Here is a 20,128-nt window from a genome sequence, read left to right on the forward strand (position 1 = left end):
CGGCGCTGCCGCACCCCTCCCCGCCGCCGGGCTCGCGCGCGGTGACGCTGCGCGACGGCACGCGCGTGCTGGTGCGGCCGGTCGCGCGCGGCGACGCCGAGGCGGTGCGGGCGATGCACGAGCGCTGCTCGCTGGACAGCCGGCGGATGCGGTACTTCAGCCCCAAGCCGTCCCTGTCGCGGCGGTCGTTCGAGCTGTTCTGCGACCCGGCGCACGGGCTGACGCTCGTCGCCGAGGGCCCCGACGGGTCGGTGCTGGCGCTGGCGCACCTGATCCACGTGCTGGACCCGGGCGTGGCGGAGCTGGCGTTCCTGGTGGAGGACGCCTGGCAGGGCCGCGGGCTCGGCCGGGCGCTGGCCGGGCTGCTGCTGGGGCTCGGCCGGGAACGCGGCCTGGTCGAGCTGCGGGCGACCGCGCTCGGCGAGAACGTCCGGATGCGGCGGCTGCTGGCCTCGCTGGGCGGCCGGACCCGCCGCACCGGGGAGCCCGGCGTGGTGGAGGTGCGGATGCGGCTGGACGGCCGCTTCGCCGCGCCGGGCGCCGTGGACCCCGGCCCCGGGGGCGCGCTGGCAGGATAGGGGCCCGTGAGCGGCATCTACGACGATCCCTGGGCCTACGAACTGGCGTGCGCGTTCCGCGACGTGACCACCGAGGTGGACGTGCTGCTGGACTGGTGCGGGCGGCACCGGCCGGGCGGCGCGCCGCCCCGCACCGTGCTGGAGCTGGCGGCCGGGCCCGCCGAGCACGCCCGCGAGTTCGCCCGGCGCGGGCTGCGGGCGACCGCGCTCGACCTGCACCCGGCCATGTGCGCGCACGCCGACCGGGTCGCGCGGACGGCGGGGCTGGAGATCGAGGTCGTGCAGGAGGACATGACGGCGTTCGCGCTGGGCCGCCGGTTCGACCTGGTGGTGACCATGCTGGACTCCACCTCGCACCTGATGACGCTGGAGGCGTTCACCGCGCACCTGGACCGCGTCGCCGAGCACCTGGCCGACGACGGCCTGTACGTGCTGGAGATGTCGCACCCCCGCGACCGGCTCGGCGACGACCCGAGCGTGTCCACCGCCTGGACGGTGGAGCGCGACGGCGTCCGCGCCACGGTCCGCTGGGGCGAGCCGGCCGACCGGCTGGACCCGGTCACCCAGATCGCCGACGACCACGTGACCATGGTGATCGAGGAGGCCGGGACGACCCGGGTGATCCGCGACATGGTGCCCTACCGGTTCTGGTCGGCGACCGAGCTGGAGGCGGCGGTCCGGCTGTCGGGCGCGCTGGAGCCGGTGGCGCGCCACGGCGACTTCGCCGACGTGGACCTGCGCGACCCGAAGGCGTGGCGGATGATCACCGTGTTCCGGCGCGCGGGCCGGTGACGGGCCGGTGACCGCGCCCCGTTCCGGCCCGCGCCGTTGACATCAATTCCGAAATTCCGTAATTTCGGAGGCATGAGGATTCCGCGTGCCCTGTCCCGGTTCGGAACGCCGTCGGTGCTGGTCGGCATCGCGGTGACGCTCACCCAGCCGCTGCACGGCGTCGGGGGGCTCGGCGCGGCCGGGTTCGCGCTCATCCTGGCCGGCCTGGTGCTGGCCTTCCTGCCGACCCGGCCCGCCGGGCGCGCCCCGGTCCCGCTGCGCTCCCCCGTCGAGGGGCGGTGGGTCCCGGTCAACAGCCCGGCCGACAAGGTCCCCAGCCACGGCACCCACGAGCTCGGCCAGACCTACGCGATCGACCTGGTGCACGCGCCCGACCCGGACGCGGAGTGGAGGCCGGTGCGGTCCGGCGTGGTCGGGGCGCGGGCGGAGGCGTTCCCGGCGTTCGGGCGGCCCGTCCACGCGCCCGCCGACGGCGTGGTGGTCGCGGTCTCGGGGTGGCAGCGCGACCACCGGGCCCGCAACACCTGGCCCGGACTGCTCTACCTGCTGGTCGAGGGCATGGTCTTCCGGTCGCCGCTGTCGCTGGCGACGCTGTCGGCGGGCCGGTTCGTGATCGGCAACCACGTCACCCTCGACCTGGGCGACGGCGTGCACGCGGTCCTCGCGCACCTGCGGCGCGGCTCGGTCCGGGTCCGCAGGGGGCAGCGGGTGGCGGCGGGCGAGGTGCTGGGCGAGGTCGGCAACTCCGGCAACTCCTCCGAGCCGCACCTGCACTTCCACCTGATGGACCGGGCCCGGCCGATGCTCGCGCAGGGGCTGCCGTTCGCCTTCGAGTACCTCGACGACGACGGCGCGCGCCACACGGGCGTGCCGGGCGGGCGCAGGCCGTTCACCGCGCCCGCCGCGGACACCGCCCGGCGGGACGCGGCTCAGGAGGCCGGGGCCCAGCCCGGCATCGGGTAGGCGGCCAGCAGGTCGCGGACCTCGCCCGCGACGCGCGCGAGCACGGTCTCGTCCCGCTTGGCGGCGGCCCGCACGACCTCGTCGATCCACGCCGCCACGCGCGGCATGTGCTCCTCGGTCAGCCCCCGCGTGGTGATCGCGGCGGTGCCCAGCCGCAGACCCGAGGGGTCGAAGGGCTTGCGCGGGTCGAACGGGACGGTGTTGTAGTTCAGCTCGATCCCGGCCCGGTCCAGGGCCTGCGCGGCGGGCTTGCCCGGCACGTCCCGGCCGGTCAGGTCGATGAGGATCAGGTGGTTGTCGGTGCCGCCGGAGACCAGGTCGAAGCCCCGCTCCACCAGCGCCTCCGCCAGCGCCCGGGCGTTGGCCACGATCTGCGCGGCGTAGGCGCGGAAGTCGGGCCGCGCGGCCTCCTTCAGCGCCACCGCGATCGCGGCGGTGGTGTGGTCGTGGGGGCCGCCCTGCAGGCCGGGGAAGACGGCCTTGTCGATCCGGGCGGCGTGCTCGGCCGTCGACATGAGCATCGCGCCGCGCGGGCCGCGCAGCGTCTTGTGCGTGGTCGTGGAGATCACCTCGGCGTGGCCGACCGGCGACGGGTGCGCGCCGCCGGCGACCAGCCCCGCGATGTGGGCGATGTCGGCGGCCAGCACCGCCCCGGCCTCCCGGGCGATCTCGGCGAACGCCGGGAAGTCGATCGTGCGCGGGATCGCGGTGCCGCCGCACCAGATCAGCTTGGGCCGCTCCCTCAGCGCCAGGTCGCGGACCTCGTCCATGTCGACGCGGCCGGTGTCGGCCCGCACCCCGTACCGCACCGGCGTGAACCACTTCCCGGTCGCCGACACCGACCAGCCGTGCGTCAGGTGGCCGCCCATCGGCAGCGACAGGCCCATGACCTTGTCGCCGGGCTCCAGGAACGCCATGTAGACCGCGAGGTTGGCGGGCGAGCCGGAGTAGGGCTGGACGTTGGCGTGCTCGACGCCGAACACGGACCTGGCGCGCTCGATCGCCAGCAGCTCGATCGGGTCGACGTTCTGCTGGCCCTCGTAGTAGCGGCGGCCCGCGTAGCCCTCGGAGTACTTGTTGGTCAGGACGGAGCCGGTGGCCTCCAGCACCGCCGGGGACACGTAGTTCTCCGACGCGATCAGCCTGATCTTGTCGTGCTGGCGCTGCGCCTCGGCCTCGATCAGCCCCGCCAGGTCGGGGTCCTCGGCCAGCAGGTGGGGAAGGGACGGCTGGTGCATGACTGCCTCCGCGCTGGGTCACGCCGGAGGCGCGTGGCGGGCACCCCCGGCTGAGGGGCCCGTACACCCAGGCGCGCGGTGTCCGGACATGGTTCGCTCCCCGGTGGTGTCTCCACCTTGACCGCGCCAGTCGCGTCCGGCAAGCATAGCGGGCCCCCGCGGCGCGGGGACGCCGACGGCCCGGTTCCCTCCCCCGTGCGGGGGCGGGACCGGGCCGTCGTGGGGCCGGGCGGGCTCAGCGACCCGCGGCCTCCATGGCGCGCTTGACGGCGGCGCGCTTCTCGCGGAGCTTGGCGAGCGCCTCCTCCAGGATCGCCTCGCCGTCGGCGTCGCTGCGGCGCTCCTTGACGTACGCCAGGTGCGTCTTGTAGGGCTCGGTCTTCGGCGGGGCCGGGGGGTTGTCCTTGTCCTGCCCGGCCGGGAACCCGCATCGCGGGCAGTCCCACGTGTCGGGGACCGCGACGTCGGTCGCGAAGCTCGGACGGGTCTCGTGCCGGTTGGCACAGTAGAAGGTCACCCAGACCCGGGGGGCCGCGTCGCCGCGCTCGGCCTCTCCCATCGGGCCGGCCCCGACACGGCTGCCCCGAATCGCGTTGCCACTACCCACGGACTACTCCTCGCATCTGTATGCCGCCCGTCCGTCCGCGCCTCCCGAGGGAGAGGCGCGGACGGGCGCGGCGATCGTACGTGTTCTTCGGCCGCTCGGCCGACGTCCTGGCCCGCCCCGTCAGCTCTTGAACAGCAGTCCGAGCGTGATGATCGAGGCGAACCAGATCACGCCGGTTCCCACCGTCAGCCGGTCGAGGTTGCGCTCGACCACCGACGATCCGCCCAGGGAGGACGAGATGCCGCCGCCGAACATGTCGGACAGCCCGCCGCCCTTGCCCTTGTGCATCAGGACGAGGACCACCATCAGCAGGCTCGTGATGATGAGCACGATGGACGTTGCGATGATCACAGTTCAGCGCCTTTTCTGGCCACCCCCGCTGGCGCGGGGTTTCTCATATGCAAGGACGGAGGATCGAGCCGGACGGTTTACCCGTCAGCTACGAAGGGTACGACGAACTCTTCGCTGGTTCGGCAGGAACCCCCGGGACACGCCCGAATTGATCAGATCTGATCAGACCGGGAGGTCCCGGTACCGGCAGATCTTGACGAATTCACCCGCGTCGAGGCTGGCACCACCGACCAACGCGCCGTCCACGTCGGCCTGGGCCATGATCCCGGCGACGTTGCTCCCCTTGACCGACCCGCCGTACAGGATACGCACATGGTCGGCGGTCTCGGCGTCGTAGAGCTCGCCGACACGGCCGCGGATCGCGGCGCAGACCTCCTGGGCGTCCTGCGGGGTGGCGACCTCGCCGGTGCCGATCGCCCACACCGGCTCGTAGGCGATCACGAGGGTGCGGACCCGGTCGGCGGGGATCTTCTCCAGCGCGCCATCGACCTGCTTGAGGCAGTACCCGACGTGCTCGCCCGCCTGCCGGACCTCCAGGCCCTCGCCGACGCAGACGATCGGGGTGATCTCGTTGGCGATGGCGGCCCGGGCCTTGGCGTTGACCAGGGCGTCGTCCTCGTGGTGGTACTGGCGGCGCTCGGAGTGGCCGACGGTGACGTAGGCGCAGCCGAGCTTGGCCAGCATGGCGCCGGAGATCTCGCCGGTGTAGGCGCCCGAGGCGTGCGGGGAGACGTCCTGCGCGCCGTACCGGATGCGCAGCTTGTCGGCGTCCACCAGGGTCTGCACCGAGCGGATGTCGGTGAACGGCGGCAGCACCGCGATGTCGACGGCGTCGTGGTCGGTGTCCTTCAGGGCGAACGCCAGCTTCTGCACCAGCGCGATCGCCTCGAAGTGGTTGTTGTTCATCTTCCAGTTGCCGGCCATCAGCGGCTTACGGGAAGGGGTCTTGGGTGCCATGGGGGTCAGTCCTCCAGAGCCTGCAGGCCGGGCAGCGTCTTGCCCTCGAGGTACTCGAGGCTGGCGCCGCCGCCGGTGGAGATGTGGGAGAAGGCGTCCTCGTCGAAGCCGAGCTGGCGGACGGCCGCGGCCGAGTCGCCGCCGCCGACCACGGTGAACGCGCCGGAGTCGATCAGGCCCTGCGCGACCGCGCGGGTGCCGTGCGCGTAGGGCTCCATCTCGAACACGCCCATCGGGCCGTTCCAGAAGACCGTCCGGGCGTCGGCGAGGCGGGAGGCGAACAGCTTGCCCGACTCGGGGCCGATGTCCAGGCCGAGGCGGTCGGCGGGGATGGCGTCGGCGGGCACCGCCTCGTGGTCGGCGTCGGCGGCGAACGCGGTGGCGGCGACGACGTCGACCGGGAGCACGAACTCCACACCGCGGTCCTCGGCGCGGCGCAGGTACTCGCGGACGGTGTCGAGCTGGTCCTCCTCCAGGAGGCTCCTGCCGACCTCGTGGCCCTGGGCCTTGAGGAAGGTGAAGACCATGCCGCCGCCGACCAGGATGCGGTCGGCCTTGCCGAGCAGGTTGTCGATCACGCCGAGCTTGTCGGAGACCTTGGAGCCGCCCAGCACGACGGCGTAGGGGCGCTCGACGTCCTCGGTGAGCCTGCGCAGCACCGCGAGCTCGGCGGCGATCAGGTCGCCGGCGGCGTGCGGGAGGCGCCGCGGGACGTCGTAGACGCTGGCGTGCTTGCGGTGCACCGCGCCGAACCCGTCGCCGACGTACAGCTCGGCGAGGGCGGCGAGCCGGTCGGCGAACGCGCCGCGCTCGGCGTCGTCCTTGCTGGTCTCGCCCGCCTCGAAGCGCAGGTTCTCCAGCAGGGCGACCTGGCCGTCGGCCAGCCCCTCGGCGGCGGCCCTCGCGGAGTCGCCGACCACGTCGGAGGCGAAGGCGACGTCGGCGCCCAGCAGCTCGCCCAGGCGCGCGGCGACCGGGGCCAGCGAGAGCTCCGGTCTCACCTCGCCCTTGGGGCGGCCGAGGTGGGCGCAGACGATGACGCGGGCGCCCCGGTCCAGCAGCTTCTTGATCGTGGGGACGCTGGCCCGGATCCGGCCGTCGTCGGTGATCCGGCCGTCCTGCAGCGGAACGTTCAGGTCGGTGCGGACGAGCACCCGCTTGCCGCTGACGTCCAGGTCGTCGATGGTGCGCATCGAACGCGAGGTCCTTCCGTGAAAAGACGGGTGGAGACACGACCGCCGTGCCCGCGGCGTCCACGGGCACGGCGGGTCAGCGGCTCAGAGGCCGGCGCCGACGAGCTTGACCAGGTCGGCCAGGCGGTTGGAGTAGCCCCACTCGTTGTCGTACCAGCCGACGACCTTGACCTGGTTGCCGATGACCTTGGTCAGGCCGGAGTCGAAGATGCAGGAGGCCGGGTCGGTGACGATGTCGGAGGACACGATCGGGTCCTCGGTGTAGGTCAGGATGCCCTTCAGCTCGCCCTCGGCGGCGGCCTTCATGGCGGCGTTGACCTCCTCGACGGTGGTCTCGCGGCCGACCTCGACGGTCAGGTCGGTGGCCGAGCCGGTCGGGATCGGCACGCGCAGCGCGTAGCCGTCGAGCTTGCCCTTCAGCTCCGGGATGACCAGGCCGATGGCCTTGGCGGCGCCGGTGGAGGTCGGGACGATGTTCAGGGCGGCGGCGCGGGCGCGGCGCAGGTCCTTGTGCGGCGCGTCCTGGAGGTTCTGGTCCTGGGTGTAGGCGTGGATCGTGGTCATCAGGCCCTTCTCGATGCCGAAGGTGTCCCGCAGGACCTTCGCCATCGGGGCCAGGCAGTTGGTGGTGCAGGAGGCGTTGGAGATCACCGTGTGCGCGGCGGCGTCGTACTCGTCGTGGTTGACGCCCATGACGACGGTGACGTCCTCGTTCTTGGCGGGCGCCGAGATGATGACCTTCTTGGCGCCGTTGTCGGCGTGCACCTTGGCCTTGGTCGCGTCGGTGAAGAAGCCGGTGGACTCCACGACGACGTCGACGCCCAGGTCGCCCCACCTGAGGTTGGCCGGGTCGCGCTCGGCGAACGCCTTGATCGCGGTGCCGCCGACGATGATCTCGTCTTCGGTGGCCTTCACCTCTTCGGGGAAGCGGCCCAGGATGGAGTCGTACTTGAGCAGGTGCGCGAGGGTGGCGTTGTCGGTCAGGTCGTTGACCGCCACCACCTCGATGTCGGCTCCGCTCGCCTTGACCGCGCGGAAGAAGTTACGGCCGATCCGGCCGAACCCGTTGATGCCTACTCGGATGGTCACGGAACGGCTCTCCTCGTACGTCGTCTCGCCCGGTGCGCACCGGGCCCGCTAACTACCGTGGATCAGGGGTCTCCCCCGCCTCCGACCCTATCGAATGCGCAGGCCGCGTCCCCACACCGGTGGCCGTGACGCGGCGGGTGAGTCGCCCTCCCCCGGCCGGGGGACCCCACCTGCGCCGATGGGGGTCTAGACCACGTCGTCTAGACCATTGGCCCGCCGTCCCTGAAAACGCGGGTCGCACCATCCTGCTTTTCCAACAAACCACCCTTTCCGCAACACAACGGCCTGGTCGGCGGAACGTTCGGCGGACTTCCGGAAAACTTTTCGTCACACCGCCCGACACCGGCCGTTTCCGGCTGCCGTGGCAACCTCCGGGGGCGTCCGGGGGTCTCCTGCCACGGGTACGAACGATCTTGGTATGCCCTCCGGTGCGGCGCTCTCGCCGCCGCCCTGGCCGTCGTCGGCGCGACGACGCTGATCGTCCCGGAAGGCGCCGTCTTCCCGGCGCTGCCGGTGGCCGCGTCCCCGCACGCGCGCGTCGCGCCGGTCGTCCCCGGGTGCCTGGGCTACAACGGCCTGGACCGCCACAATCCGCCCGCCCAGGTCCGCGCGGGCCGGTTCGCCGTCCCGGCGCCGCGCCGGTCACCGTGGCGCGCGGCGGCCGCGCCGACCGGGGGGTGGACTGGGCGCCGGCCCCCGGCGGCGGGCAAGGCGCGGGTCGACTTCGTGCGGGTGCCGCTGCCCGGCGACGGCGCCGAGACGTCGCCCGCGCAGGTGGTGACGGGCTCGCGGACGCCGTCGCGGGGATGGGTCGCCACCGCCCACCGCACCGCCCGCCCCGCGCCGGTGGTCCGGCTGGGCGGGCGGGGCGAACGCGTGCGGATGCTCACGGTGATCGCGCCGTCCCGGGAGCCGAAGGCCGCGCGGGTGCGGACCCGGCCGTCGCCGAACGGCGGCCTGCGCATCGAGACCACCGTCGCCGGGCGGCCCCTGACCGTCGAGGCGTCCCCGGACGGAACGCCGCGCCGCCTCTCCTGAGGCCGCCTCTCCTGAGGCCGCCTCTCCTGAGGCCGCGTCCCGGCGGCCGTCAGGGGGCGAGCATGTCGGCGGTGAGGTTGGCCTCGGTGCCGGGGATGCCCTGGTCCTGGGCGCGCTTGTCGGCCATGGCCAGCAGACGCCTTATACGGCCCGCGATGGCGTCCTTGGTCAGCGGCGGGTCGGCGAGCTGGCCGAGCTCCTCCAGCGACGCCTGCTTGTGCTCCAGCCGCAGCCGGCCGGCGCTGACCAGGTGCTCGGGGGCCTCGTCGCCGAGGATCTCCAGGGCGCGGGCCACGCGGGCCCCGGCGGCGACGGCCGCGCGCGCCGAGCGGCGCAGGTTGGCGTCGTCGAAGTTGGCCAGCCGGTTGGCGGTGGCGCGGACCTCGCGGCGCATCCGCCGCTCCTCCCACGCCAGCACGCTGTCGTGCGCGCCGAGGCGGGTCAGCAGGGCGCTGATGGCGTCGCCGTCGCGGACCACGACCCGGTCCACGCCGCGCACCTCCCGCGCCTTGGCGTGGATCTTCAGGCGGCGGGCCGCGCCGACCAGGGCCAGGGCCGCCTCCGGTCCGGGGCAGGTGACCTCCAGCGACATGGAGCGGCCCGGCTCGGTCAGCGAGCCGTGCGCCAGGAACGCCCCGCGCCAGGCCGACTCGGCGTCGCAGGCCGCCCCCGCGACCACGTGCCGGGGCAGGCCGCGCACCGGGCGCCCGTTGTTGTCGATCAGCCCGGTCTGCCGGGCCAGCGACTCGCCGTCGCGGTAGACGCGCACGACGTAGCGGTTGCCCTTGCGGAGTCCGCTGGGCGCGAGCACGACCACCTCGGAGGTGTGCCCGAACACCTCGGCGATGTCCTTGCGCAGCCGCCGCGCCGCCACCCCGGTGTCGATCTCCGCCTCGATCACGATCCGGCCGCTGATCAGGTGCAGACCGCCCGCGAACCGCAGCAGCGTGGAGACCTCGGCCTTGCGGCAGCACGGCTTCATCACCGTGAGCCTGCTCAGCTCGTCCTTCACCACACCGGTCATCGCCATATACGAACCCTCCCCCTATCGAACTCCCAGCAGTCTGGCCGATCCCGGCCGCGCTGGGCGTCAGTCAGCGAATATCTGTACGAAGGCTTGGGCCAGCAGGGCGGGATCATGACGCGGCGAGCCGTCCGGGGCGGCCACGTCGGCCAGCACCAGCCGGCCGCCCAGCATCTGCGCCGCCTTGTCGAGCGCGACCGGGTCGTCCACCACGCCGCGGTCGGCGACGACCACGTCGACGCGCAGGTCGGGGGCGTGAGCCTGGAGCACCTCCAGATGGGTCTGCGGGGAGAAGTCGTCGGTCTCCCCCGGCTGCGGCACCAGGTTCAGCGCCACGATCCGCCGGGCCTTCGTGGCGGTCAGCGCGCGGGCGAGCGCGGGGACCTTCAGGTGCGGCAGCACGCTGGTGAACCACGACCCGGGCCCGAACACCACCCAGTCGGCGTCCTCGACGGCGGCCAGGGCCTCGGGGCAGGCGGGAGGGTCGGCGGGCACCAGCGAGATCCCCAGCACGCTGCCGGGCGTCTTGGCGCACGCCACCTGCCCCTTCACCTGGGTGACCGCGTCGGGCCGGGACGGGTCGGCGCCGCGCACCTGCGCGACGATGTCCAGCGGCACCGCCGCCATCGGCAGCACCCGGCCGTGCGCGCCCAGCAGCCGCCCGACCCAGTCGAGCCCGGCCACGGTGGAGCCGGGGGCCTGCCCGTCCAGCAGCTCCCACAGCGCAACGATCAGCAGGTTGCCGACGGCGTGGTCGTGCAGCTCGCCCTGGCTGCGGAAGCGGTGCTGGACCACGTCGCGCCAGGTCTGGCCCCACTCGTCGTCGCCGCACAGGGCGGCCAGCGCCATCCGCAGGTCGCCAGGCGGCAGCACGCCCAGCTCGCGGCGGAGCCGGCCGCTGGAGCCGCCGTCGTCGGCGACGGTGACCACGGCGGTCAGCCGGTCGGTGACGTGGCGCAGCGCCGACAGCGAGGCGTACAGGCCGTGGCCCCCGCCGAGCGCGACGACCTTCGGTCCGGGGGGGTTCACCGGGGTACCGCTCTCCTCGTAGGTGTGTCCGGGTCGTGGGTGGGCCCGGGACGGGCGTGTCCGGGCGACGCGCTCACTCGCGGCCGAGGTCGCGGTGGGCGACCTGGACCTCGATGCCCTCGTCCCGCAGGCGGGCGCCGAACTGCTCCGCCATGGCCACACTACGGTGTTTGCCGCCGGTACATCCCACGGCGAGCGTCACGTAGTGCTTGCCCTCGCGCTCGTAGCCGTCGGCGAGCAGACGCAGCACCTCGGTGTAGGCGTCCAGGAACTCCTTGGCGCCGCGCTGGCCCAGCACGTAGTCGCGCACGTCGGTGTCGCGGCCGGTCTTGGGCCGCAGCTCGGGCACCCAGTGCGGGTTGGGCAGGAACCGGCAGTCCACGACCAGGTCGGCGTCCACCGGCAGGCCGTACTTGTAGCCGAACGACACCACGGTGGCGCGCAGGCTGGACTCGCCGGTGTCGTGGCCGAAGAACCCGATGATCTTGGCGCGGAGCTCGTGCACGTTGAGCCCGCTGGTGTCGAGCACCAGGTCGGCCTCGGCGCGGACCTCGCGGACCAGCTCGCGTTCCCGGGCGATGCCGTCGACCAGGCGGCCGTCGCCCTGCAGCGGGTGCGGGCGGCGCACGCTCTCGAAGCGGCGCACCAGGTCGGCGTCGCCGGCCTCCAGGAACACCACGCGCGGGTGGACGCCGCGGGCCTCCAGCTCGCCGATGGAGGTGTGCAGGTCCTCGGTGAACGCGCGGCTGCGCACGTCCACCACGACCGCGATGCGCGGCACCGCGTCCTTGACCCGGCCGCCCAGGTCGGCCATGGTCGCCAGCAGGCCCGGCGGGAGGTTGTCGACCACGAACCAGTCGAGGTCCTCCAGGGCCTTGGCGGCCGTGCTGCGGCCCGCCCCGGACATGCCGGTGACGATCACGATGTCCGGGATCTTCGTCTCGGTGGTCACTGCTTCTTCTCTCCCCCGTGCGGCGTGCTGTCCCCGGAGCGGGTCGCCCCGGGCCCGGTCTCCCCGTGCAGGGCCCTGACGATCTCCTCGGCGCTACGCGGGCCGATGCCCGGCACCTCGGCGATCTGTTGCGCTGTCGCCTCTTTCAAGCGCTTGACCGACCCGAAATGTTTCAGCAGGGCGGTGCGGCGCGCGGGCCCCAGCCCCGGGATCTCGTCGAGCTCACTGACGATCATGGCCTTGGAGCGGCGCTGCCGGTGGAAGGCGATGGCGAACCGGTGCGCCTCGTCGCGGACCCGCTGCACCAGGTACATGCCCTCGGAGTTGCGCGGCAGGATCACCGGGTCGTCGTCGCCGGGCAGCCACAGCTCCTCCAGCCGCTTGGCGATGCCGCACACGGCGATGTCGTCGATGCCGAGCTCGTCCAGGGCCCGCTGGGCGGCGGCGACCTGCGGCGGGCCGCCGTCCACGATCACCAGGTTCGGCGGGTAGGCGAACTTGCGGGGCTTGCCGGTCTCGGGGTCGAGGGGCTGGTGCCCGCCGGGCGCGCCGTCCTCCTCCGCGTCGCCGAGGGCCAGCTCGCCGAGCTTCTCGCTCTCGGCCAGGTACCGCCGGAACCGCCGGGTGATCACCTCGTGGATGGAGCGGACGTCGTCCTGCCCCTCCACCGCCTTGATCGAGAAGCGGCGGTACTCGCTCTTGCGGACCAGCCCGTCCTCGAACACGACCATCGACGCCACCACGTTGGTGCCCTGGAGGTTCGACACGTCGTAGCACTCGATGCGCAGCGGGGCCTCGTCCAGCTCCAGCGCCTCCTGGATCTCGCGCAGGGCCTGGCTGCGGGTGGTCAGGTCGCCGGCGCGGCGGGTCTTGTGCTGCCGCAGCGTCTCCCGGGCGTTGCGCTCGACGGTCTCCAGCAGGGCCTTCTTGTCGCCGCGCTGCGGGACGCGCAGGCGCACGGGGCCGCCGCGCTGCTCGGTGAGCAGGTCCGTCATCGCCTCCACGTCCGGTGGCAGGGCCGGGACCAGCACCTCGCGGGGGACCGCGTCGCTCTCGCCGTAGATCTGGAGCAGGAACTGCTCGACCAGGTCGGCGGTGTCGACGTTCTCGACCTTGTCCACGACCCAGCCGCGCTGGCCCCGGATGCGCCCGCCGCGCACGTAGAACACCTGGACGGCGGCCTCCAGCTCGTCCTCCGCGAACGCGATCATGTCGCAGTCGGTGTTGTCGCCGAGCACGACGGCCTGCTTCTCCAGGGCGGACTGGAGGGCGCGGACGTCGTCGCGCAGGCGCGCGGCCCGCTCGTACTCCTGGGCGGCGGCGGCCTCGCGCATGTCGGCTTCGAGGCGCTTGATGAACCGGCCGGTGGTGCCGGCCATGAAGTCGCAGAAGTCCTCGGCCAGCAGCCGGTGCTCGTCGGGCGTGACCCGGCCCACGCACGGCGCCGAGCACTTGTCGATGTAGCCCAGCAGGCAGGGCCGGTCCAGCTGGCGCTGGTGCCGGAACACCCCGGCGCTGCAGGTGCGGACCGGGAACACGCGCAGCAGCAGGTCCACCGTCTCCCTGATCGCCCAGGCGTGGGAGTAGGGGCCGAAGTAGCGGACACCCTTCCGCTTGGCGCCGCGCATGACCTGCACCCTCGGGAACTCCTCGTTCAGGGTGACGGCCAGGTAGGGGTAGGACTTGTCGTCGCGGTACTTGACGTTGAACCGGGGGTCGAACTCCTTGATCCAGGAGTACTCCAGCTGGAGCGCCTCGACCTCGGTGCCGACGACGGTCCAGTCGACGCGGGCGGCCGTCCGCACCATCGTCTGGGTGCGCGGGTGCAGCCCGGCGAAGTCGGCGAAGTAGGAGTTCAGCCGGGAGCGCAGGTTCTTGGCCTTGCCCACGTAGACGACCCGGCCGTGCTCGTCGCGGAAGCGGTACACGCCCGGGGACTCGGGGATGGATCCCGGTGCGGGTCGATAGGTCGCCGGATCTGCCACAACGGCAAGCGTAGTGGGCGCCGCCGACAACGCGGGATGGTCCCGCCGCGCCGCACGGGACGGAAGTGACATGAATCTCGTTCAGCGACAGATCATCAGGAAACGGTCATCGGGATAGCACGTCATCCCGAGGAGGTCGTCACCATCGTGTCCGCGTTCTGGTCCTGGACCGTCTTCGCGGCCGTCGTCGCCGCGTCCGTGACCTTCGTGGAGGGGGCCAGACGCCTGCTGGCGGGCCCGCTGTCGGCGCGCTGGCCGCAGATCGGCGGGGTGGCCCGCCGCTGCACCGCGCCGGCGTTCACGTTCGCGGCCGTGGTCAGCGTGAGCGGGGCGCTGCCCTACCGGTTCCTCACCGACTCCTTCGACGGGCCGGTCCGGCACGTGCTGCGGATCGCCGCGATCGGGGCCACCACCTGGCTGGTGCTGCGGATCTCCTACGCCCTCACCGACCCGGCGCTGAACCGGCTGACCCGCGTGGAGGGCGAACGCAACCGGCGCGCCCGCCGGGCCCGCACCCAGATGCTGCTGCTGCGCCGGATCACCGCCGCCGTGATCGTGATCGTGGCGGTGGGCGCGGCGCTGTTCACCTTCCCGGCGGTGCGGGCGCTGGGCGCCGGGATGCTGGCCTCGGCCGGGGTCGCCGGGCTGGTCGTCGGCATCGCCGCCCGCCCGGCGCTGGGCAACCTGTTCGCCGGGCTGCAGATCGCCTTCAGCGACGCGCTGCGGCTGGACGACGTGGTGGTCGTCGAGGGCCAGTGGGGCCGCATCGAGGAGCTGACGCTGTCGTACGTGGTGGTGCAGCTGTGGGACGAGCGGCGGCTGATCCTGCCCGTGTCGTACTTCACCGAGCGGCCGTTCGAGAACTGGACCCGGCACAGCAGCCGCGTGATCGGCGCGGTGGAGGTGTACGTGGACTGGTCGGTGCCGGTCGAGGAGCTGCGCGCCGAGCTGCACGCGTTCCTGCGGGACAACCCGCTGTGGGACCGGCGCGACTGGGTGCTCCAGGTGACCGAGGTGACGCCGAACGGCCTGGTGGGGCTGCGGGCGCTGATGAGCGCGGCGGACTCGGCCAGCGCGTGGGACCTGCGCTGCGACGTCCGCGAGCACCTGGTCGCCCACATCCGCGAGCACTACCCCCACGCGCTGCCCCGGTTCCGCGCCGAGATGTCCGGGTCGGAGGTGTCCGGATCGGAGGTGTCCGGGTCCGAGCGGTCCGCCCCGTTCCACCCGGCCCCGGACCCGGTCCCGAACGGCCGCCGGGGGTAGGCCCGGCGGGGAGGCCGGCGGCGCCGGTCAGCCCAGCCTGATCCGGTCGCCCTCGACGGAGATCTGCTTCTCCTCCAGGGGCTTGTCGGCGGGCCCCTGTGCCACCGAACCGTCAGTGATCTTGAACTTGCTGCCGTGGCACGGGCAGTTGATCGTGCCGCCGGACACGTCCCCGACCGGGCAGCCCCGGTGGGTGCAGGTGGCGCTGAACGCCTTGAACTGCCCCTGGGCGGGCTGGGTCACCACGATCTTCTTGTCCTTGAAGACCTTGCCGCCGCCGACCGGGATGGCGGACGCGGCGCCCAGCCCCTCGCCGCCGCCGCTGCCGTCACCGGCCCCGGAACCGGTCTGGTCGCCGGCCTTGCCGCTGGTCTGGCCCCCGTTCTGGCCGCCCTGGCCGACGTCGTCCCCGGACCCGCCGCACGCCGCCGCCAGGGTCGCGGCGCCGACGATCCCGGCGCCGAGCAGGACCCCGCGCCGGGTCGCGTCCCGCGCCGCCCCCTCCCCCCGGGGTGTCGCGCCGTCCGGTTCCACTGCGGGATCCTGAGCCATGGGTCGTCCTCCACGTGTCGCGTTCCGTTCTCAACGGTTGACACGTACGCCGAACCCGAAAGGTTCAAACTTGAAGGTTCGATTCCGGGGGGTATCGGAGCCGTGACGGTCAGACGACGACGATGCCGTCGCCCCTGACCTGCACGGGGTACTCCAGCAGGCCGCTGCTGGCGGGGCCCTGCGCCACCGAGCCGTCGGTGACCTTGAAGTGGCTGCCGTGGCAGGGGCACTCGATGACGCCGTTGTTCACGCGGTTGCACAGGCAGCCCGAGTGGGTGCAGGTGGCGCTGAACGCCTTGAACTGCCCCTGGGCGGGCTGGGTCACCACCAGTTTGGTGTCGGCGTACACCTTGCCGCCGCCGACCGGGATGTCGGCGGTCTTGGCGATCTCCTTGCCCCTCAGGTCGGCGGCGGGCCGGGCCTTGCGCGGCTGGGACGCGCAGCCCGCCGTCACCGCGGCCGCCCCCAGCGCCCCGGCCCCGCACAGCACGGCGCGGCGGCCGATCCCCCCGGTGGTCACATCGTCGTTCATGGTCCTTCATGATCCTGTATGCCCCCGCGGACCCCGAACCGGGGCGGCCGTTCAGGACGCGGCCTCGGCGGGAGCGGGCGCCTCGACCCGGAGCGCCCGGAGAACCCGCTGGTGGAAGCGGTCCATCGCCATGTCCACGCTGCGGACGAAGCCGGACTCCTCCGTTCCCCGCTTCGCGCCCCTGGGGTCGGCAGGGTCAGCCGGAACGTGACGATCTCCGCCCCCGCCTCCGGGACCGGCGGCCCGGGCTCGGACACCAGGTCGGCCAGCAGCTCGCACGGCCCCGTCCGCTCCCCAGGGCCCAGCGCCTCGACGCGCGGCTCGGGAGGGGCGTCGGTGAGCTGCCACTGCACGCGGGTGAGGGCGCGGGCCCGCGCGGCGGCGGGGACCTCGACGGTGGTCTCGATCTGCCCGGCGCGCAGGTCGGTCTCCACGAGAACGGGACCGGCGGCGCCGGGCAGACGGAATTCCGCGCTCATCCGCCCCTTCTCCGCGAGGGAGGCCACGGTCTGGAGCCGCCGGACCGCCGCGTCGCCGTCCCGGCGCCTGCGCAGCACCGGCGCGATCGTCATGCAGGTCCCCCGCTCAGCCGCAGGGTGCCCGCAGTGGCGGCGTTGCGGACCGGCCCCAAGGCGGGCCCCATGTCCTGGAAGCCCTGGCAGCTCGTTGAGCAGCCACGCATGGGCGGGATCGGCGACGCCGTGGTGGTGGCACAGCATGTGGGCCTCGTGCGCGACCTCGGCCCCGCTCCGTCCCGCTGACCTGCGCGGGTTTCAGGAATCCGACCACGCGCGAGCGGGGCGGCGAGGGCGAGGGGACTGGCCGGGTGCGGCGGTGCGGTGGCGGTGCCGCTCCCCTGATCGCCGCCGTGCCGCCGCGGCCCGGCCAGTCCCGTGCCCCCGCGTCCGCCGGCGGGCGCGCCCGGTCCCCTCCCTCGTCCCCGGTTCCGGCCGGTGCCCCTGGTGGGGGTGAACCGTTCGGACATCCCGGCGGCCCTCCCGCGGACGCGGAGCACGGCGATGCGCGTCATCGCCGTACTCCGGACACGGACGGGGGGCGCCGCCGGTTCAGCCGGTCAGCCGAGGATCTTGGCGAGGAACTGGCCGGTGTGGCTGGCCTCGACCTTCGCCACGTCCTCGGGGGTGCCCTGGGCGACGACGGTGCCGCCGCGCGAGCCGCCCTCGGGGCCCATGTCGACGATCCAGTCGGCGGTCTTGATGACGTCGAGGTTGTGCTCGATGACCAGGACCGTGTTGCCCTTGTCGACCAGGCCGTTCAGCACGCCGAGCAGCCGCCGGATGTCCTCGAAGTGCAGGCCGGTGGTCGGCTCGTCCAGCACGTAGATGGTGCGGCCGGTGGAGCGCTTCTGCAGCTCGGCGGCGAGCTTCACGCGCTGGGCCTCGCCGCCCGACAGGGTCGGGGCGGGCTGGCCGAGGCGGACGTAGCCGAGGCCGACGTCGTTGAGGGTCTTCAGGTGCCGGTGGATCGCGGTGACCGGCTCGAAGAACACGGTGGCCTCCTCGATCGGCATGTCGAGGACCTCGGCGATCGTCTTGCCCTTGTAGTGGACCTCCAGGGTCTCCCGGTTGTAGCGGGCGCCGTGGCACACCTCGCACGGGACGTAGACGTCCGGCAGGAAGTTCATCTCGATCTTGATGGTGCCGTCGCCCGAGCAGTTCTCGCAGCGGCCGCCCTTGATGTTGAACGAGAACCGGCCCGGCTGGTAGCCGCGCACCTTCGCCTCGGTGGTCTGGGCGAACAGCTTGCGGATGTGGTCGAACACGCCGGTGTAGGTCGCCGGGTTGGACCGCGGGGTGCGGCCGATCGGCGACTGGTCGACGTGCACGACCTTGTCGAGCTGGTCGACGCCGGTGACGCGGCGGTGCTTGCCGGGCACGGTGCGGGCACCGTTGAGCTGCTTGGCGAGGGAGTTGTAGAGGATGTCGTTGACCAGGGTGGACTTGCCGGACCCGGACACCCCGGTCACCGCCGTGAACACGCCCAGGGGGAACGCCACGTCGACGTTCCGGAGGTTGTTCTGCTGGGCGCCCTTGACGGCGATCTCGCGGCCCTTCTGGCGCGGGCGGCGCACCTCCGGGACGGGGATCTCGCGGCGGCCCGACAGGTACGCGCCGGTCAGCGAGCGCTCCGACCCCATCAGCTCGTCCACGGTGCCGGACACGACGATCTCGCCGCCGTGCTCGCCGGCGCGGGGGCCGATGTCCACCACCCAGTCGGCGGCGGCGATGGTGTCCTCGTCGTGCTCGACGACGATCAGGGTGTTGCCCATGTCGCGCAGCCGCAGCAGCGTCTCCAGCAGCCGGTGGTTGTCGCGCTGGTGCAGGCCGATCGACGGCTCGTCCAGCACGTACAGCACGCCGACCAGGCCGGAGCCGATCTGGGTGGCCAGGCGGATGCGCTGGGCCTCGCCGCCGGCCAGGGTCGCCGAGGCGCGGTCCAGGGTGAGGTAGTCCAGGCCGACGTCCAGCAGGAAGCCGAGCCGGGCGTTGACCTCCTTGAGGACGCGTTCGGCGATGTGCTTCTCGCGCTCGTCCAGCTCCATCGACAGCAGGAACTTGGCGGCCTCGCCGATCGGCATGGCCGAGACCTCGGCGATCGACCTGCCGCCCATGGTGACGGCGAGGACGTAGGGCTTGAGCCGCGCGCCCTCGCAGGAGGGGCACGGGATCTCCCGCATGTAGCCCTCGAACTTCTCGCGCGTGGAGTCGCTCTCGGACTCGGAGTGCCGCCGCTGGATGAACGGGATCACGCCCTCGAAGGACGTGTAGTAGGAGCGGGTGCGGCCGTAGCGGTTCTTGTAACGGACGTGGACCTGGGTCTCGTGGCCGTTGAGGATCGCCTTGCGGGCCTTGGCGGGCAGCTTCTCCCAGGGGGTGTTCAGGTCGAAGCCCAGGGCGTCGCCGAGCGCCGACAGCAGCCGCAGGAAGTAGTCGCTGACGTGGCCGTTGGACCACGGCTGGATCGCGCCCTCGGCGAGGGTCAGCTCGGGGTCGGGGATGACCAGCTCGGGGTCGACCTCCATGCGGGTGCCGAGGCCGGTGCAGTCGGGGCAGGCGCCGTAGGGCGAGTTGAACGAGAACGAGCGCGGCTCCAGCTCGTCGAACGACAGGTCGTCGTACGGGCAGTAGAGGTGCTCGGAGTACATGCGGGTGCGGTTGGGGTCGTCCTCGGGCAGGTCGACGAAGTCGAGGACGATCGTGCCGCCGGCCAGGCCGAGGGCGGTCTCCACCGAGTCGGCCAGCCGCTGGCGGGCCGTGTCCTTGACCGACAGCCGGTCCACGACCACGGAGATGTCGTGCTTCTCCTGCTTCTTGAGCTTGGGCGGCTCGTCCAGCCGGATCGTCTGGCCGTCGACGATGGCGCGCGAGTAGCCCTTGGACTGCAGCTCGCGGAACAGCTCGAGGTACTCGCCCTTGCGGCCGCGGATCACCGGCGCCAGCACCTGGAACCGGGTGCCCTGCTCCAGCTCCAGGACGCGGTCGACGATCTGCTGCGGGGCCTGGCGGCTGATCGGGCGGCCGCAGATCGGGCAGTGCGGGTGGCCGATGCGCGCGTACAGCAGGCGCAGGTAGTCGTAGACCTCGGTGATGGTGCCGACGGTCGACCGGGGGTTCTTGGAGGTGGACTTCTGGTCGATCGACACCGCCGGGGACAGGCCCTCGATGAAGTCGACGTCGGGCTTGTCCATCTGCCCGAGGAACTGGCGGGCGTAGGCCGACAGCGACTCGACGTAGCGGCGCTGGCCCTCGGCGAAGATCGTGTCGAACGCCAGACTCGACTTGCCGGACCCCGACAGCCCGGTGAACACGATCATGGCGTCCCGCGGCAGGTCGAGCGAGACGTCCTTCAGGTTGTGCTCGCGTGCTCCACGCACGATGAGTCGGTCATGCACGGCGTCTATCCGGTTCCTCTTCTGGGCGCGGTGGGAGACCGTCGGTCTCAGGCTAACGAGGGGGTGCGA

Annotated in this window: 19 protein-coding genes and 1 riboswitch; of the genes, 5 read left to right on the forward strand and 14 right to left on the reverse strand. The window is 72.8% G+C overall.

Annotation, left to right across the window (positions count from 1 at the left end; translation table 11 throughout):
- The 3 genes from AKI01S_RS21265 to AKI01S_RS21275 all read left to right on the forward strand — a co-directional run.
- Positions 1–578, forward strand: a 578-nt coding sequence (locus AKI01S_RS21265) for a GNAT family N-acetyltransferase (RefSeq protein ID WP_157419989.1), incomplete at its 5' end; no start/stop codon positions are given.
- A 6-nt stretch (positions 579–584) separates the two neighbouring features.
- Positions 585–1,370: a class I SAM-dependent methyltransferase gene (locus AKI01S_RS21270; RefSeq protein WP_067820595.1), complete on the forward strand. Its 786-nt coding sequence runs from the start codon at positions 585–587 to the stop codon at positions 1,368–1,370.
- 72 nt (positions 1,371–1,442) lie between these two features.
- A complete protein-coding gene (locus AKI01S_RS21275; protein WP_067820598.1) occupies positions 1,443–2,333 on the forward strand; it encodes a M23 family metallopeptidase in 891 nt (296 codons plus the stop codon).
- On the opposite strand, the gene glyA is transcribed toward AKI01S_RS21275, so the two are convergent.
- From glyA to gap, 6 genes are all read right to left on the reverse strand, one after another.
- Positions 2,300–3,571, reverse strand: coding sequence for a serine hydroxymethyltransferase (glyA, locus tag AKI01S_RS21280; protein ID WP_067820601.1), 1,272 nt, complete (start codon positions 3,569–3,571; stop codon positions 2,300–2,302). The genes AKI01S_RS21275 and glyA overlap by 34 nt on opposite strands.
- A 58-nt stretch (positions 3,572–3,629) precedes the next feature.
- Positions 3,630–3,715: riboswitch (ZMP/ZTP riboswitch) on the reverse strand.
- Between the two features lie 91 nt (positions 3,716–3,806).
- On the reverse strand, positions 3,807–4,178 hold the full coding sequence (locus AKI01S_RS21285) for an RNA polymerase-binding protein RbpA (RefSeq protein WP_083999976.1): 372 nt from the start codon (positions 4,176–4,178) through the stop codon (positions 3,807–3,809).
- 120 nt (positions 4,179–4,298) lie between these two features.
- Positions 4,299–4,529: a preprotein translocase subunit SecG gene (secG, locus tag AKI01S_RS21290; RefSeq protein WP_067820607.1), complete on the reverse strand. Its 231-nt coding sequence runs from the start codon at positions 4,527–4,529 to the stop codon at positions 4,299–4,301.
- A gap of 162 nt (positions 4,530–4,691) precedes the next feature.
- The gene (gene tpiA, locus AKI01S_RS21295) at positions 4,692–5,486 is read right to left on the reverse strand and encodes a triose-phosphate isomerase (RefSeq protein WP_067820610.1); all 795 of its coding nucleotides are present in this window, start codon (positions 5,484–5,486) and stop codon (positions 4,692–4,694) included.
- A gap of 5 nt (positions 5,487–5,491) precedes the next feature.
- The gene (locus tag AKI01S_RS21300) at positions 5,492–6,679 is read right to left on the reverse strand and encodes a phosphoglycerate kinase (RefSeq protein ID WP_067820613.1); all 1,188 of its coding nucleotides are present in this window, start codon (positions 6,677–6,679) and stop codon (positions 5,492–5,494) included.
- 84 nt (positions 6,680–6,763) lie between these two features.
- Positions 6,764–7,768, reverse strand: a complete 1,005-nt coding sequence (gene gap, locus AKI01S_RS21305; RefSeq protein WP_067820616.1) for a type I glyceraldehyde-3-phosphate dehydrogenase — start codon at positions 7,766–7,768, stop codon at positions 6,764–6,766.
- A 513-nt stretch (positions 7,769–8,281) separates the two neighbouring features.
- Between gap and AKI01S_RS21310 the strand changes: the two genes are divergently transcribed.
- A complete protein-coding gene (locus tag AKI01S_RS21310) occupies positions 8,282–8,806 on the forward strand; it encodes a hypothetical protein (RefSeq protein WP_067820619.1) in 525 nt (174 codons plus the stop codon).
- Between the two features lie 49 nt (positions 8,807–8,855).
- Here AKI01S_RS21310 and whiA read toward each other — a convergent pair whose 3' ends face one another.
- The 4 genes from whiA to uvrC all read right to left on the reverse strand — a co-directional run bounded on the left by whiA (position 8,856) and on the right by uvrC (position 13,796).
- Entirely contained in the window at positions 8,856–9,836 is a 981-nt protein-coding gene (gene whiA / locus AKI01S_RS21315) for a DNA-binding protein WhiA (protein ID WP_067820622.1), read from the reverse strand.
- A gap of 60 nt (positions 9,837–9,896) precedes the next feature.
- On the reverse strand, positions 9,897–10,859 hold the full coding sequence (locus tag AKI01S_RS21320) for a gluconeogenesis factor YvcK family protein (RefSeq protein WP_067820625.1): 963 nt from the start codon (positions 10,857–10,859) through the stop codon (positions 9,897–9,899).
- 73 nt (positions 10,860–10,932) lie between these two features.
- Complete coding sequence (rapZ, locus tag AKI01S_RS21325) at positions 10,933–11,811, reverse strand: RNase adapter RapZ (RefSeq protein ID WP_083999978.1); 879 nt, start codon at positions 11,809–11,811, stop codon at positions 10,933–10,935.
- Positions 11,808–13,796, reverse strand: coding sequence for an excinuclease ABC subunit UvrC (gene uvrC / locus AKI01S_RS21330; RefSeq protein ID WP_083999980.1), 1,989 nt, complete (start codon positions 13,794–13,796; stop codon positions 11,808–11,810). The genes rapZ and uvrC overlap by 4 nt, the downstream gene beginning before the upstream one ends.
- Before the next feature lie 147 nt (positions 13,797–13,943).
- Here uvrC and AKI01S_RS21335 point away from each other — a divergent pair, with 147 nt between their 5' ends.
- Positions 13,944–15,062: a mechanosensitive ion channel family protein gene (locus AKI01S_RS21335; protein WP_067820631.1), complete on the forward strand. Its 1,119-nt coding sequence runs from the start codon at positions 13,944–13,946 to the stop codon at positions 15,060–15,062.
- Between the two features lie 27 nt (positions 15,063–15,089).
- Here the strand turns inward: AKI01S_RS21335 and AKI01S_RS21340 are convergent, their stop codons facing one another.
- The 4 genes from AKI01S_RS21340 to uvrA all read right to left on the reverse strand — a co-directional run bounded on the left by AKI01S_RS21340 (position 15,090) and on the right by uvrA (position 20,059).
- On the reverse strand, positions 15,090–15,614 hold the full coding sequence (locus AKI01S_RS21340; protein ID WP_083999982.1) for a Rieske (2Fe-2S) protein: 525 nt from the start codon (positions 15,612–15,614) through the stop codon (positions 15,090–15,092).
- A 109-nt stretch (positions 15,615–15,723) separates the two neighbouring features.
- Complete coding sequence (locus tag AKI01S_RS21345) at positions 15,724–16,146, reverse strand: Rieske (2Fe-2S) protein (RefSeq protein WP_067820637.1); 423 nt, start codon at positions 16,144–16,146, stop codon at positions 15,724–15,726.
- Positions 16,143–16,718 (reverse strand): hypothetical protein, encoded by a 576-nt coding sequence (locus AKI01S_RS21350; RefSeq protein ID WP_067820640.1) that lies wholly within the window; start codon positions 16,716–16,718, stop codon positions 16,143–16,145. Before AKI01S_RS21350 ends, AKI01S_RS21345 begins: the two co-directional genes overlap by 4 nt.
- A 503-nt stretch (positions 16,719–17,221) precedes the next feature.
- Positions 17,222–20,059, reverse strand: coding sequence for an excinuclease ABC subunit UvrA (uvrA, locus tag AKI01S_RS21355; RefSeq protein WP_067820642.1), 2,838 nt, complete (start codon positions 20,057–20,059; stop codon positions 17,222–17,224).
- Positions 20,060–20,128 lie beyond the last annotated feature (69 nt).

The sequence above is a fragment of the Actinomadura kijaniata NBRC 14229 genome (genome assembly GCF_001552175.1).
Taxonomy (GTDB): domain Bacteria; phylum Actinomycetota; class Actinomycetes; order Streptosporangiales; family Streptosporangiaceae; genus Spirillospora; species Spirillospora kijaniata.